We start from the raw sequence: 13,481 nt of genomic DNA, 5'->3' as shown, positions 1-13,481 counted from the left end.
GACGGGGCCCGGGTGGCAAACCCGGACCCCGTCGTCACTCAACCCGCCGTCAGGCGCTACGCGCTACGCGCCGCGCAGCACCGCGCCCGTGCGCTCGACGGCGGCCTGGACCGCCGTGTCGCGCGCGGCCGACGCCTCGTCGGCCGTCAGCGTGCGGTCGGCGGCCCGGAAACGCAGCGCGTAGGCCAGCGACTTCTTGCCCTCGCCGAGCTGCGCGCCGGTGAAGACGTCGAACAGGCGCAGCGACTCCAGCAGCTCGCCGGCGCCGTCCCGCAGGGCGGCCTCGACGTCGGCCGCCGGGACCGAGGAGTCGACGACGAGCGCGACGTCCTGGGTGGCGACCGGGAAGGTGGAGACGCGCGGGCCCTGGACGGCGCCGTCGCCGGCCCGCTCCAGCAGATCGAGGTCGATCTCCATGGCGGAGGTCCGCTCCGGCAGGCCGAACGCCTTGACGACGCGCGGGTGGAGCTCACCGGCGTTGCCGACGGCCACCTCCTGCCCGTCGATCAGGACGGACAGCGCCGCGCAGCGGCCCGGGTGGTAGGGCGCCTGCTGGTCCTGACGGATGATCAGCTCGGCGCCGGCCTCACGGGCGACGACGCGGCCCGCCTCGACGGCGTCGGCCCAGCCGGCCGGACGGCCCTGGCCCCACCAGCCGGCCCGCTCGCGGGCGCCGGCGAGGACGACGGCGGCACGGCGCGGCTGCCGGGGCAGCGCGGCGTTCAGGCCGGCGATCTCCTCGTCGGTGGGACGGCGGTCGACGGGCAGCCGGGCCGGGACGCCCTCGTCGCCGGTCGGCTGGAAGACCAGGCCGGTCTCGAAGAGCGCCAGGTCGTGCTCGCCGCGGCTGTCGTTGCGGCGCAGGGCGGCGAAGAGCCCCGGCAGCATGGTGGTGCGCAGCGCCGGCTCGGCCTCGGAGAGCGGGTTGGCCAGGCGCACGGTGGTGCGGCGCTGGTCGTCGGCCGGCAGACCCAGGTGGTCCAGGGCCCAGTCCCCGATGAAGGGGTAGTTGAGCACCTCGACGTAGCCGGCCCCGGCCAGGGCCCGGCCGACGCGGCGGTGGAGCCGCTGGCGGTGGGTCAGGCCACGCCCGGCGGGCGGCGCGGGCAGCGCCGAGGGCACGTTGGCGTAGCCCTCCAGCCGGATGACCTCCTCGGCGAGGTCGTTGGGGTCGGTGAGGTCGGGCCGCCAGCTGGGGACGGTGACGATCAGCTCGTCCTGGCCGTAGACGTCGCAGCCGACCTCCTGGAGGCGGCGGACGACGGTCTCGCGGCCGTACTCGAGACCGGCGACGCGGTCCGGGTGGTCCGCGCGGATGGAGATGGTGCGCGGCCCGCTGGGGGCGACGACCTCGGTGACGCCGGCCTCGGCGGTGCCGCCCGCGAGCAGCACCAGCAGGTCGACCGTGCGCTGGGCGGCGGCGGAGGCGGCCTGCGGGTCGACACCGCGCTCGAAGCGCTTGGACGCCTCGGTGGTCAGCCGGTGGCGGCGGGCGGCGCGGGCGATGGCGACCGCGTCGAAGTGGGCGGCCTCGATGACCACGTCGGTCGAGCCCTGGCCCGCGGCGTGGTCGGCGATCTCCGTCTCGGCGCCGCCCATCACACCGGCGAGGCCGATGGGGCCCCGGTTGTCGGCGATGACAAGGTCCTCGGCGTCCAGGACGCGCTTGGTGCCGTCGAGGGTGGTGAGCTTCTCGCCGGGCTGGGCGCGGCGCACGCCGATCGTGCCGTCCAGGGTGGCGCGGTCGTAGGCGTGCAGCGGCTGGCCCAGCTCGAGCATCACGTAGTTGGTGACGTCGACGGTCAGCGAGATCGGGCGCATGCCGGCCTTCTGGAGGCGGCGGCGCAGCCAGATCGGCGACTGGGCCTCGGGGTCGATGCCGGTGACCGTACGGGCGGTGAAGCGGTCGCAGCCGCTGGGGTCGGCGACGGCGACCGGGTAGCCGTAGCCGTTGGGCGCGGGCACGTCCAGCAGGGCCGGATCGCGCAGCGGCAGACCGTAGGCGGTGGCCGCCTCACGGGCGATGCCGCGCATCGACAGGCAGTAGCCGCGGTCGGGCGTGACGGCGATGTCGAGGACCTCGTCGACGAGCTGGAGCAGCTCGATCGCGTCGGTGCCGACCTCGTGCTCGTTGGAGAGCACGATGATGCCGTGGGTGCCGTCGTCGCCCATGCCCAGCTCGTCGCCGGAGCAGATCATGCCGCGCGAGACCTTGCCGTACGTCTTGCGCTCGGCGATGGCGAAGTCGCCGGGGAGCACGGCGCCGGGCAGCGCGACGACGACCTTGTCGCCGACGGTGAAGTTGCGGGCGCCGCAGACGATCTCCTGCGGCTCACCGGTGCCGTTGGCCGTGCCGACGTCGACGGTGCAGAAACGGATCGGCTTGCGGAAGCCCTCGAGCTCCTCGATGGTGAGGACCTTGCCGACGACGAGGGGGCCGGTCAGGTCGGCACCGAGCTGCTCGACGCGCTCGACCTCGAGGCCGGCGTCGATCAGCTTGGCCTGCACGTCGCGGCCGGTCTCGCCGGCCGGCAGGTCGACGTATTCCCGCAGCCAGGAAAGCGGGGCGCGCATCAGATCTCCATCCCGAACGGCCGGGTGAAGCGCACGTCACCCTCGACCATGTCTCGCATGTCCTCGACGTTGTGGCGGAACATCAGCATCCGCTCGATGCCGAACCCGAAGGCGAAGCCGCTGTACTTCTCCGGGTCGATGCCCGCGGCGGTCAGCACCCGGGGGTTGACCATGCCGCAGCCGCCCAGCTCGATCCAGCCCTCGCTGGAGCAGGTGCGGCACGCCTTGTCGGGGTTGCCCACCGACTCGCCGCGGCAGGCGAAGCACACCATGTCCATCTCGGCGGACGGCTCGGTGAACGGGAAGTACGACGGGCGCAGCCGGGTCCGCATGTCCTCGCCGAACAGCACCCGCACCATGTGGTCGAGGGTGCCCTTGAGGTCCGCCATGGTCAGGCCCTCGTCGATGGCGAGGAGCTCGACCTGGTGGAAGACGGGGGTGTGGGTGGCGTCCAGCTCGTCGGTGCGGTACACGCGGCCCGGGCAGATCACGTAGACCGGGGGCTCGCGGTCGAGCATCGAGCGGATCTGCACCGGGGAGGTGTGGGTGCGCAGCACGACGCCGGAGTCGGCGGCCCCCGCGGCGGAGCCGCTATCGGCACGAGCGGTGCCCCGCACGAAGAAGGTGTCCTGCATGGTGCGGGCCGGGTGGTCCGGCGCCAGGTTGAGGGCGTCGAAGTTGAACCACTCGGCCTCGACCTCGGGGCCCTCGGCGACCTCGTAGCCCATGGCCACGAAGACGTCCTCGATGCGCTCGCCGATCGTGGTCAGCGGGTGGCGGGCGCCGGCCGGCACACGGTCGTACGGCAGGGTGACGTCCACCGCCTCCTCGACCAGGACGCGGGCGTCGCGCTCGGCCTCCAGCTCCGCCTGACGGGCGGCGAGGGCCTTGTTCACGGCGCCGCGGGCCATGCCCACGCGCTTGCCCGCCTCGGCCTTGGCCTGCGGCGGCAGGGCGCCGATCTCGCGGTTGGCCAGGGCCAGCGGGGAGCGGTCGCCCATGTGGGCGGCCTTCGCCTCGCGGAGGGCTTCGAGGTCGGCGGCCGCGGCGAGGGCGGCGAGCGCCTCGTCCCGCATCCGCTCGATCTCTTCCGGTTTCAGTGCCTCGACCTCGACAGGGTCGTACGACTTATTGGGTGCCGACATCTCTTCCCGTGCTTCCGATTGGGGTGGCTTCGCTTCGCTGCGCGACTTCGCCCGACGACGTTGGCCAAAGGTGGTGCCAAAGGTGCCAAAGGTCGAGTCTAAGGGGCGCGTGTGGTGGGACGAGCCCGTGGGCCGCGCTCAGGCCTGGGTGAGGAAGGCCGGGGCACCCACGGGCAGGGTAAATCGGAACTGGGCGCCGCCGCGGGCGGCCCGCCCCACCGTGATCGTCCCGCCGTGGGCGTCGACGATGCCCTTGACGATGTACAGCCCCAGGCCGGTGCCGCCGCGCTTGCTCCCGCGCCAGAAGCGGGTGAAGACGCGGGCCATCGACTCCTCCGGGATGCCGGGGCCCTCATCGCTCACGGTGACCGCCGTCCCCTCCGCGTGGGCCTTCGTCAGTGCTGGTGTCACTTCTATGGTGACGACTCCCTCGCCGTGGCGCACGGCGTTTTCCAGGAGGTTGCCCAGCACCTGGTCGACCTTGTCCGGATCCGCCCAGAGCGGGGGCAGCGCGTCGGCGACCTTGACCTCGAACCGCTCGGGCCGCATCCCGGCCCGGGTGTAGCTCGCCACGTGCCGGCGGACGGCGGCGGCCATGTCGACCGGCTGCCGGCGCACCTCCAGCCGGCCGGAGTCGATCCGGGAGATGTCCAGCAGCTCGGCGATCAGCCGGGTGACCCGGTCGGCGTCGGCGTCGACCGTCTCCAGCATCAGCCGCTTCTGGTCGTCGGTGAACCGCTCCCACTTGGCCAGCAGCGTGGCCGTGAAGCCCTTGACGGAGGTCAGGGGGGAGCGCAGCTCATGGGCGACGGTGGCGATCAGCTCGGCGTGGCTGCGCTCGGTGCGCCGGCGCGCCTCGGTGCCGCGCAGCTGGACCACCACGCGCACCACCGGCCCGCCGGGCCGCTCGCGGACGTAGCGGGCGGAGACGAGCACCTGGCGGCCGCCGGGCAGCAGCAGATTGCGCTCGGGCTGGCCGGTGCGGGTGGCGAGGCCGCCATAGGGGTCGGTCACGGCCCACCAGCGGCGGCCGTCCAGATCCTCCAGCGGCAGGGCGCTCTCCAGCTGCCGGCCCAGCGCGTCGCCCGGGCGCACGGCGGTGATCCGGGCCGCGGCGGCGTTGAAGCAGGTGATCCGGCCGGTGGCGTCGGCGACGACCAGCCCGTCGGGCAGGTCGTCGGCGTGGAGGCCGGCGGCCGGCCCCGGGGAGCCCGTGGAGGCGGCCGGGCACGTGCCGGCCACCGTGCTCCCGGACGTTCTGACGTTCATCGACCCGCACCCCCTCCCGACCCCCGGAGCCCCAACCCTACTAGCTGGAGGTCACGGAGCGGCACCCTCCGGACGCGCGCTGCGCACGGGCGGAGGCGTAGAGGCACACCGCGGCGGCGGTGGCGAGGTTGAGGCTCTCGGCCTTTCCGTGGATCGGGACGCGCACCACGGCGTCGGCGAGCGCCCGGGTCTCCTCCGGCAGGCCCCAGGCCTCGTTGCCGAAGATCCAGGCGCTGGGACCGCCCATGCTGCCCTGGTCCAGCTCCTCGTCCAGGTCCTTGTCGCCGGCGCCGTCGGCGGCCAGGATCCGCGCCCCGGCGGCCTTCAGGCCCGCGACGGCCTGCTCGACGGGGACGCCCACGGCCACCGGCAGGTGGAAGAGGGAGCCCACGGAGGCCCGCACCGACTTGGGGTTGTAGAGGTCCACGGAGGCGTCGGTCAGCACGACGGCGTCGGCACCCGCGGCGTCCGCGCAGCGCAGGACCGTACCGGCGTTGCCGGGGTCGCGGACGTGCGCGAGGACGGCCACCAGCCGGGGGCGGCCGGCGAGGATCTCCTCGAAGGGCGAGTCCAGGAAGCGGCACAGGCCGACGATGCCCTGCGGGGTGACGGTGTCGGACATCTCCGCGATGACCTCGTCCGTCGCGGTGAGCACGGGCACCCCGGCGGCGTGGGCGGCGGCGACGATGTCGGCGTGGCGCTCGGCGGCGTCCGGCGTCACGTACACCTCGATGAGGTGGTCGACGGCCTCGCGCACGGACTGCGGGCCCTCCGCGATGAAGCGGCGTTCCTTGCTGCGGAAGCTCCGCTTGGCGAGACGGCGGGCCGCGATGACACGGGGCGATCGCAGGGAGGTCAGCTCGGGGGCCGCCATGGGCTCACTTTCGGTAGCGGAGGTGCGGGTGCTGCTGGGCGCCCGGTGAGCTTCCCGGCACGGTGGGTGCCGGGGGCCGGACGCGAGCGGACCCGCAGGCCGGGGGCCTGCGGGTCCGAGCGGTGCCTTGCGGCGCCTGGATCAGGCGGCGGCCTTCGGCGCGTTGACGTCGGCCGGCAGGGCCTTCTGCGCGGCCTCGACGAGCGCGGCGAACGCGTTCATGTCGTTGACGGCCAGCTCGGCCAGCATCTTGCGGTCCACCTCGATGTTGGCGGCCTTCAGACCCTGGATGAGGCGGTTGTACGTCATGCCGTTCTGGCGGGCAGCGGCGTTGATGCGCTGGATCCACAGCTGACGGAAGTCGCCCTTGCGCTTCTTGCGGTCGTTGTAGTTGTAGACCAGGGAGTGGGTGACCTGCTCCTTGGCCTTGCGGTACAGACGCGACCGCTGACCGCGGTAGCCGCTGGCCTGCTCGAGGATCGCCCGGCGCTTCTTGTGCGCATTGACTGCGCGCTTGACGCGTGCCACTTGTTAACTCCTTGTAGCGGGGCCGTGGTGGTTTCTCACACGACCCGAAAACGATTGGGTCCCGGTGCGGACATTCGGCGCGGGGCCGAATGTCACATGCCGAGAAGCTTCTTGATCTTCTTGGCGTCGGCCGGGGCCATCTCGGCGTTGCCGGTGAGGCGACGCGTCAGGCGGGACGACTTGTGCTCGAGCAGGTGGCGCTTGCCAGCGCGCTCACGCAGCACCTTGCCGGAGCCGGTGACCTTGAAGCGCTTCTTGGCACCGCTGTGCGACTTGTTCTTCGGCATAGCGCCGTTCTCTCCTCGTCGGTGGCACTCCACGGCCCCTTCGGGGCGCGGTGAAGCGTCAACTGTTGATTGCTGTCCGGGACGGGGGACGCCCCGGAGTGAGCGCCGGGACCACGAGGGCCCCGGGATCACGCCTCTGCGGTCTCCTCGGCGGCGGCGTCCGCGGGGGATCCACCCTGGCGCTCCGCCTTGCGGGCGGCCTGCGCCTCGCGGGCTTCGGCCATCGCCTCGGTCTTCTTCTTGTGCGGACCGAGAACCATGATCATGTTGCGGCCGTCCTGCTTGGGGTTCGACTCGACGAAACCCAGCTCCTGGACGTCTTCCGCGAGGCGCTGCAGCAGTCGGTAGCCGAGCTCCGGCCGGGACTGCTCGCGACCACGGAACATGATCGTGATCTTGACCTTGTCGCCCTGCTTGAGGAACCGGACGACGTGACCCTTCTTGGTGTCGTAGTCGTGCGGGTCGATCTTCGGCCGGAGCTTCATCTCCTTGATGACCGTGTGCGCCTGGTTCTTGCGCGCCTCACGGGCCTTCATGGCCGACTCGTACTTGAACTTCCCGTAGTCCATGAGCTTGCAGACCGGCGGGCGTGCGTTCGCCGCCACCTCGACCAGGTCGAGGTCGTACTCCTGCGCAAGCTCCAGGGCCTTGGCAAGCGGCACAATGCCTACCTGCTCGCCGCTGGGACCGACAAGTCGCACCTCGGGGACGCGGATCCGGTCGTTGATGCGGGGCTCGGCGCTGATGGGGCCTCCTCGGTAGCACCACGCGGCACCCTCATGGGGCCGCGCAACGTCTTTTCGTAAAGACCAACCGCGCCGGTACATGAAAAATGCCCCGACGGGCACAGGCGGGGCTCCATACCGGAACACCGCCACGGCGAGCCGCGGGGCGCTATCGGGCAGCTCCATCGTCCGTACGGAACGATGGCTACCGCCTGACCGGAGACCTGCCGACCGATGGTCGACCAGGTGGGAGAACGGAGCTCCACTTGTGGGCCGGGCACACGGATGCGCTCAGCCGGTCGTTTACCGACGATAGCAGGTGGGGAGCAGGCGTGCTAACCGGGCGTACCGGCCGGTGGCGAACCGATCCGGCACCGGGACGTATCGTGTGCGCCATGAGCGACGCGACCCCCACCAGCGGGGAGAACCCCACCCCCGACTTCGACACCATGACCCGCGACATCGCGGACGTCCCCGCCGTCGAGGTGATCACCACGGTCGCGGTGCACCTGATGAGCGCGGCGGCGGTCAACCTCGGCCTCGCCGAGGACGGCGAGCGGCACAAGGACCTCGACGAGGCCCGCAAGCTGATCACCGCGCTCGCCGGGCTGGTCACCGCGAGCGCCACCGAGGTCAGCAACTTCCACGCGGCCCCGCTGCGCGACGGCCTGAAGTCGCTCCAGCTGGCCTTCCGCGAGGCGTCCGTCGTCCCGGACGAGCCGGGCCAGGGGCCCGGTGAGAAGTTCACCGGACCCGTGTACGCGTAACGGGTTCTCCGTCGAGGGCCGGTCAGGCCGGGCCGCCGTAGTGCGGCCGGTCGGGCCGGCCCTCGCCCGTACCCGCCAGCGGCTCGGGCGCCGCGAGCTCGTCCGCGAGCATGGCGACCCCGTGCGGCGGGTGGGTGACCCGGTGGGCGAACGAGGCGAGGGCGCCGCCGACCAGCGGGGCGACGATGAACAGCCACAGCTGGGACAGGGCCGCGCCGCCCGCGAAGAGCGCCGGGCCGATGCTGCGCGCCGGGTTGACGGAGGTGCCGGTCAGCGGCACGCCCACCAGGTGGTCCACCGCCAGCGCCAGGCCGATGGCCAGCCCGCCGAAGCCCACGACGGCGACCCGGTGGGTCACCGCGAGCACCACGAACACCAGCAGGAAGGTCAGGACGACCTCGGCGAGGAACGCGCCGCCGGTGTTGATGTGCACGGCCGAGCGGTCCGCGTAGCCGTTGCTGCCGAACGTCCCGTCGGTCTTGATCCCGGGCACCTGTTTGGCGATCAGGAAGAGGATCGCCGCGCCGACGATGCCGCCCACCAGCTGCGCGATCCAGTACTCGATGGCCGTGTGGATCGTGATGCGGCGCTCCAGCAGCAGGCCGAGCGTCACCGCCGGGTTCAGGTGGCAGCCCGACACCGGCCCCAGGGCGTACACCAGGGCCAGAAGAGTGAAGCCGAACGTCAGGGCGATGCCGACCACGCCGATGTAGTCGGCCGCGAGGACGACGGAGCCCACGGCGAACAGCACCAGCAGCAGGGTTCCGAGGAACTCGGAAGCGGCGGTCCTGGTCTTCACCGGGTCCAGATTGGCCAGGGCCGGCTTCACGTTCTTCAGGGCGTCCATGGCGACCTCCTGAGGATCTCGTGGACCGTCCTCGTGAAATTGTCGGACGGTCTCCCCGGGAGCGCCTGTCGGGACCGCCGCGGCCGGCGGCCCGGCTAGCGGCTGAAGAGCGCCTCTCCCGGGACGTGCGCCGTCGCGGGCAGCAGCGCGAGGTCCAGGCCCCGCACCAGCCGCTCCCGCAGCACCTCGGCGGCGGCCAGCCCCTCGGCGACCCGGCGCACCACGTCTCCGGGCGCCGCGTCCCCGGCCAGGACCAGCGCCAGCGTGCCGTCGGCCTCGCCGGACGGGGTGAGGTGGGCCCGCAGCACCCCGGGCTCGGCCGCGAGGACGTCCCGCAGGGCGCCGGTGACGGCGGGGTCGGCCAGCGGGTCCGCGCTGTCGCGGCCCTCGGCCAGCGCCAGCAGCGCGGGGCCGGTCAGCGGATAGGTCACGGGACCGGCCAGGTCGAGCACGATGGTGTCCGCCTTCTCGTGCACGGCGGCCTGCAGGGCCTGGTGCAGCGGCACGGCCACGGGCCGGGCGTCGGCGCGCCACCGCTTCATCGTCTCCATCGAGGTGAACGCGGGCAGCGCGCGGCGCCCGTCCGGCGCCTGGAGCGTCGGTACGGCCATGTCGCTGGTCTTCTCGCGCTTGAGCCCGTCGGGCCCGGTCTCCACCTCGCCGAGCACGGCCACCACGGGCACGAGGAGCCGGACGCCCGGCAGGGCGGCCAGCACCCGCTTCTCGGCCCCGGCCGACCGGTCCGCCGCCCAGGCGGCGAGCGCCTCGGCGAGAGCGGGGTCGGCGGAGCCGTCGTCGTCGGAGAACGGGGAGTCCGGGATGTTCTTGAGCGCCACGGCCCGAGCGTATCGGGTGGGCTTTCCCCGCCGGGTGCCCGGGGCTGCCGCCCCGAAGCCCGGTCGCCGGGGGGCCGGGGGCTCGCCCCCCGGTTACGGGAAGGGGCGGGATCGGGGAGCAGACACCCTCGGCCGACGCCGCAGCACCGCCGCCGTGATGAGCAGCAGCACCCCCGCCCCGCCCGCGACGAGCGCCGGGACGCCCGGACCGCCCCCGGAGGCGTCCCCGGGCGCGGCCCCCGGCCCCCCGCCGAAGTACCGCGGCACCGCGGGCGCGCGGCGCACCTGCGCGCCCTCCCGGCCGGCCTTCTCGATGGCGGCCGCCGGGTCCACCATCCCCGCGCCGACCTCGTCGTCGCGGCCGCCCGTCGGCCGGTCCCGCGCGGTGTCGGTCAGCAGCTCGCGGACCCGCGCCGGGCTCAGCCCCGGCCGGGCGGCGCGCAGGAGCGCCACGGCCCCGGAGACGAAGGCGGAGGCGGCGCTCGTCCCCCAGCCCTCGTAGTAGCGCCGGTCCGGGTCGGCGATGACGACGTCGACGCCGGGCGCGCTGACGGTGGCGTACCAGCGGCGGGTGGAGAAGGAGGCGCGGCCCCCGTAGCGGTCGACGGCCGTCACGGCGATCACGCCGGGATAGGCCGCCGGGTAGGAGACGTGGTCGCCGTGCTCGCCGCCGTTGCCGGCGGAGGCGACGACGACGGCCCCCTTGGCCAGCGCGTACTGCACGGCCGCGTCCTCGCGCGGCTCCGGATGCGCGGTGTCGCTGTCGTCGCCCAGGGACAGGTTGATCACGTCGGCGCCGTGGTCGGCGGCCCAGCGGATGCCGTCCGCCAGCGCGCTGCCGCGCGCTCCCCGGGCCTTGGCGCGGGCGGGGTCGCTGTCCTCGAGGATCACCCGCACCGGGAGGATCCTCGCCTCGGGGGCGACGCCGGTGATCCCGTCGGCGTCGTCGTCGCCGTGCCCGCGCCCGGCGATGATCCCGGCCATGGCGGTGCCGTGCCGGGCCCAGGAGCGGTCGCCGGGCCCGGCGCCGAAGCCGATCAGATCCTTGCCGGGGAGCACCCGTCCCCGCAGATCGGGGTGCCCGTCGTCGACACCGGTATCGAGTACGGCGACGGTGATCCCGGCGCCCTTGGTGGTCCGCCAGACGTCCTGGACGTGGAGGGCGTCGAGCGCCCACTCCTGCGCCCTTATGGCGTCCGCCCGGGCCGGGGCGGCGGCGAGCACGGCGAGGGCGGTCCCGGTGGCCAGCGCGGCCAGGGACCGGCGCGGACGCCTCATCGGCCGTCCTCCCGGCCCGCCGGCCGGTGCGCGGCGTCGCGGTAGGCGCGCGCCACCTCCTCCACGAGGGCCGTCGCGTCATGGCCGAGACCCGCCTGCGCCGGGGCCTCGGTGGCGCCGGGGACGACCGCCCGGGCGGCGGGCAGCGGCGGGGTGCCCGTACGGCCGTCGGCGAAGCCGGTGACGGCGTAGACGACGGCGGGCACGTCCGTCATGACGGTGATGTACCAGCTGGCGCGCTGCGCGTCGCCGAAGCGCGCGGCGGGGGTGTCCCGGAGCGCGAGGGGGCGGGGCATCAGGTCGGCGCGCTCGTCGAGGTGTTCGTCGGCGAACCGGCGGCGCAGGGCGCGCATGCCGGCGGCGTCGGCGTCGGTGACGAGCAGGCCGACGGTGGTCACGTGCGACGACGTGGCGTCGGCGTAGGTGGCGCGCAGCAGCCGGGCGCAGCCGACGGGGGCCAGGGCGGTGGCGAGGAGGGGGTCGAAGGCGTCGGCGCAGCCGCTGTCGGGGGCGACGCCCAGCCGGGTCCAGTCGCGCGGGGCGCCGCCGGGCCCGGCCGCGTCCCGGTGGACGGCGGCCGGGAAGATCCGGTCGACGGGAAGGCCGCGCCAGAGGGTGGCGCCGCGCGTGTAGGCGGCCTCGGCGGCGGAGCCGTCGCCCGGGCCGGCGGCCAGGCAACTCCCGGTCACGGCCCCGGCTATGAGGCCGAGCCCGAGGACCAGGCTGACGGCGGCGGCGACGGCGCGCCCGGAGCCCCGCGAGGGCGGGCCGGGAACGGGGACGGGGAGCGGGGGCGGCGGGGGTGCCCAGTGGGGGGCGGGGGGCGGCGGCAGGGCTTCCGCTTCGGTGCTCAACCTGCGCTCCCCCTTGCGAGCCGGCCGGTCGTACCGCCGTATGTCGGATATCCGCCACATCGCCGCCGACCCGAAGGCCGTGGCGTGCGCGCCACTTTACGGTGCGCGACACGACGGGTGCCATTCGCCCGGGCCCGACCCCTGGTCAGCGGATTCCGGCTCTGGCAGGCTGCCCGCCATGTCGTCCGACAGAGCGCGTTACGACCGGGCCACCGCCCATCTGGACGCTCCCCTCGCGGTGGTCGATACCGGGGCGTTCGACGCCAATGCCGCCGATCTGGTGCGGCGGGCGGGGGGCAAACCGGTGCGAGTGGCGAGCAAGTCCGTGCGGTGCCGGGCACTGCTGGAGCGGGTGCTGGCGCGCGACGGCTTCGCGGGCGTGCTGGCCTACACCCTCGCCGAGGCGCTGTGGCTGGCGCGTTCGGGGATTCCGGACGTCCTGGTCGCCTATCCGTCGACGGACCGCACGAGCCTGGCGGAACTGACCTCGGACCCCAAGCTGGCCGCCGCGGTGACGCTGATGGTGGACGACCCGACGCAACTGACGGTCGTGGAAGCCGCCCGAACGGGCCGTGAGGAGATCCGGATCTGCCTGGAGTTGGACGTCTCACTGCGACTACTGGGAGGCAGGGTACGGATCGGGGCGTTGCGGTCACCACTGAACGACCCGGGCGAACTGGCGGAGCTGGCCCGGTCAGTGGCCCGCCGCCCGGGGTTCCGCCTGGTGGGCCTGATGGCCTACGAGGCGCACGTGGCGGGCGTGGGCGACAGGATCCCCGGCCACCCCGTCCGCTCCCGGGCGATCCGACTGATGCAGTCAGTCGCCCGAGACCGGGTGGCGGCCGTGCGCGCGGAGGCGGTGCGGGCCGTACGGGAGGTGACGGAACTGGAGTTCGTCAACGGCGGCGGCACGGGCAGTGTGCAGCACACGGCGGCCGAGGACGCGGTGACGGAGATCGCCGCCGGTTCGGGGCTGTACGCGCCGCGCCTGTTCGACGGCTACTCGTCCTTCACCGCCCGCCCCGCCGCGCTGTTCGCGCTGCCCGTGGTGCGGCGGCCCGGGGTGGGCGTGGTGACGGTCCTGGGCGGCGGCTACCCCGCGTCGGGCGCGGCCGGACGGGACCGCCTGCCGGTCCCGTACCTCCCGGCGGGCCTGCGGCTGGCGGGGCGGGAGGGTGCGGGCGAGGTGCAGACCCCGCTGCTGGGACATCCCGCCGACGATCTGCTGATCGGCGACCGGGTGTGGTTCCGGCACGCCAAGGCGGGCGAATTGTGCGAGCGGTTCGCGGAGCTCCACCTTGTGGAGGGCGACCGGGTGGTGGGGACGGTCCCCACGTACCGGGGGGAGGGCCGCACGTTCCTCTGACGGGCGCCTCCCGCGCGGGGTTCGGTGGACTTTCCGGGTGCCCCCGGTGGGGGTTTCCCGCGCCTTCGGCGCGGGTTCTACCCCACCCACCCGCCCGATTACCCGGAAGCGCGCCCCCGGGGTAGTGACGG

The 13,481-nt window shown here is 74.0% G+C and carries 13 protein-coding genes; 2 read left to right on the top strand and 11 right to left on the bottom strand.

Annotated features, from left to right (window positions below; all coding sequences use genetic code 11):
• Positions 1-63: 63 nt before the first annotated feature.
• The 7 genes from pheT to infC all read right to left on the bottom strand — a co-directional run bounded on the left by pheT (position 64) and on the right by infC (position 7,504).
• Positions 64-2,574 carry a phenylalanine--tRNA ligase subunit beta gene (gene pheT / locus IE096_RS20470; protein ID WP_189453820.1) on the bottom strand — a complete coding sequence of 837 codons (2,511 nt, stop codon included), beginning with the start codon at positions 2,572-2,574 and terminating at the stop codon, positions 64-66.
• Positions 2,574-3,719, bottom strand: a complete 1,146-nt coding sequence (pheS, locus tag IE096_RS20465; RefSeq protein WP_189453819.1) for a phenylalanine--tRNA ligase subunit alpha — start codon at positions 3,717-3,719, stop codon at positions 2,574-2,576. The genes pheT and pheS overlap by 1 nt, the downstream gene beginning before the upstream one ends.
• 138 nt (positions 3,720-3,857) lie before the next feature.
• A complete protein-coding gene (locus IE096_RS20460) occupies positions 3,858-4,988 on the bottom strand; it encodes a sensor histidine kinase (RefSeq protein WP_189453817.1) in 1,131 nt (376 codons plus the stop codon).
• 40 nt (positions 4,989-5,028) lie between these two features.
• Positions 5,029-5,862, bottom strand: a complete 834-nt coding sequence (locus tag IE096_RS20455; protein WP_126913399.1) for a TrmH family RNA methyltransferase — start codon at positions 5,860-5,862, stop codon at positions 5,029-5,031.
• A 141-nt stretch (positions 5,863-6,003) separates the two neighbouring features.
• Positions 6,004-6,390, bottom strand: a complete 387-nt coding sequence (rplT, locus tag IE096_RS20450) for a 50S ribosomal protein L20 (RefSeq protein WP_126913400.1) — start codon at positions 6,388-6,390, stop codon at positions 6,004-6,006.
• 92 nt (positions 6,391-6,482) lie between these two features.
• The gene (rpmI, locus tag IE096_RS20445) at positions 6,483-6,677 is read right to left on the bottom strand and encodes a 50S ribosomal protein L35 (RefSeq protein WP_126913401.1); all 195 of its coding nucleotides are present in this window, start codon (positions 6,675-6,677) and stop codon (positions 6,483-6,485) included.
• A 128-nt stretch (positions 6,678-6,805) separates the two neighbouring features.
• On the bottom strand, positions 6,806-7,504 hold the full coding sequence (gene infC / locus IE096_RS20440) for a translation initiation factor IF-3 (protein ID WP_189454239.1): 699 nt from the start codon (positions 7,502-7,504) through the stop codon (positions 6,806-6,808).
• 293 nt (positions 7,505-7,797) lie between these two features.
• Between infC and IE096_RS20435 the strand changes: the two genes are divergently transcribed.
• On the top strand, positions 7,798-8,169 hold the full coding sequence (locus IE096_RS20435) for a DUF1844 domain-containing protein (RefSeq protein ID WP_126913404.1): 372 nt from the start codon (positions 7,798-7,800) through the stop codon (positions 8,167-8,169).
• Between the two features lie 22 nt (positions 8,170-8,191).
• Here the strand turns inward: IE096_RS20435 and IE096_RS20430 are convergent, their stop codons facing one another.
• The 4 genes from IE096_RS20430 to IE096_RS20415 form a co-directional block, all read right to left on the bottom strand.
• Positions 8,192-9,016 carry an MIP family channel protein gene (locus IE096_RS20430; RefSeq protein ID WP_189453815.1) on the bottom strand — a complete coding sequence of 275 codons (825 nt, stop codon included), beginning with the start codon at positions 9,014-9,016 and terminating at the stop codon, positions 8,192-8,194.
• Between the two features lie 95 nt (positions 9,017-9,111).
• Entirely contained in the window at positions 9,112-9,852 is a 741-nt protein-coding gene (locus tag IE096_RS20425; RefSeq protein ID WP_189453813.1) for an SseB family protein, read from the bottom strand.
• A gap of 93 nt (positions 9,853-9,945) precedes the next feature.
• Complete coding sequence (mycP, locus tag IE096_RS20420) at positions 9,946-11,130, bottom strand: type VII secretion-associated serine protease mycosin (protein ID WP_189453812.1); 1,185 nt, start codon at positions 11,128-11,130, stop codon at positions 9,946-9,948.
• Positions 11,127-11,984 carry a hypothetical protein gene (locus tag IE096_RS20415; RefSeq protein ID WP_189453810.1) on the bottom strand — a complete coding sequence of 286 codons (858 nt, stop codon included), beginning with the start codon at positions 11,982-11,984 and terminating at the stop codon, positions 11,127-11,129. The genes mycP and IE096_RS20415 overlap by 4 nt, the downstream gene beginning before the upstream one ends.
• A 178-nt stretch (positions 11,985-12,162) precedes the next feature.
• Here IE096_RS20415 and IE096_RS20410 point away from each other — a divergent pair, with 178 nt between their 5' ends.
• Positions 12,163-13,350, top strand: a complete 1,188-nt coding sequence (locus tag IE096_RS20410) for an amino acid deaminase/aldolase (RefSeq protein WP_373298171.1) — start codon at positions 12,163-12,165, stop codon at positions 13,348-13,350.
• Positions 13,351-13,481 lie beyond the last annotated feature (131 nt).

The sequence above is a fragment of the Streptomyces abikoensis genome (assembly GCF_014648775.1).
GTDB lineage: Bacteria > Actinomycetota > Actinomycetes > Streptomycetales > Streptomycetaceae > Streptomyces > Streptomyces abikoensis.
This window is presented reverse-complemented; position numbering and strand designations above follow the sequence as displayed.

What these genes read in the sequence shown, in the direction of transcription:
- pheT (WP_189453820.1), bottom strand. Translation starts at nt 2,574, where the DNA reads ATGCGCGCCCCGCTTTCCTGGCTGCGGGAATACGTCGACCTGCCGGCC.
- pheS (WP_189453819.1), bottom strand. Translation starts at nt 3,719, where the DNA reads ATGTCGGCACCCAATAAGTCGTACGACCCTGTCGAGGTCGAGGCACTG.
- IE096_RS20460 (WP_189453817.1), bottom strand. Translation starts at nt 4,988, where the DNA reads ATGAACGTCAGAACGTCCGGGAGCACGGTGGCCGGCACGTGCCCGGCC.
- IE096_RS20455 (WP_126913399.1), bottom strand. Translation starts at nt 5,862, where the DNA reads ATGGCGGCCCCCGAGCTGACCTCCCTGCGATCGCCCCGTGTCATCGCG.
- rpmI (WP_126913401.1), bottom strand. Translation starts at nt 6,677, where the DNA reads ATGCCGAAGAACAAGTCGCACAGCGGTGCCAAGAAGCGCTTCAAGGTC.
- infC (WP_189454239.1), bottom strand. Translation starts at nt 7,504, where the DNA reads ATGTACCGGCGCGGTTGGTCTTTACGAAAAGACGTTGCGCGGCCCCAT.
- IE096_RS20435 (WP_126913404.1), top strand. Translation starts at nt 7,798, where the DNA reads ATGAGCGACGCGACCCCCACCAGCGGGGAGAACCCCACCCCCGACTTC.
- IE096_RS20430 (WP_189453815.1), bottom strand. Translation starts at nt 9,016, where the DNA reads ATGGACGCCCTGAAGAACGTGAAGCCGGCCCTGGCCAATCTGGACCCG.
- mycP (WP_189453812.1), bottom strand. Translation starts at nt 11,130, where the DNA reads ATGAGGCGTCCGCGCCGGTCCCTGGCCGCGCTGGCCACCGGGACCGCC.
- IE096_RS20410 (WP_373298171.1), top strand. Translation starts at nt 12,163, where the DNA reads ATGTCGTCCGACAGAGCGCGTTACGACCGGGCCACCGCCCATCTGGAC.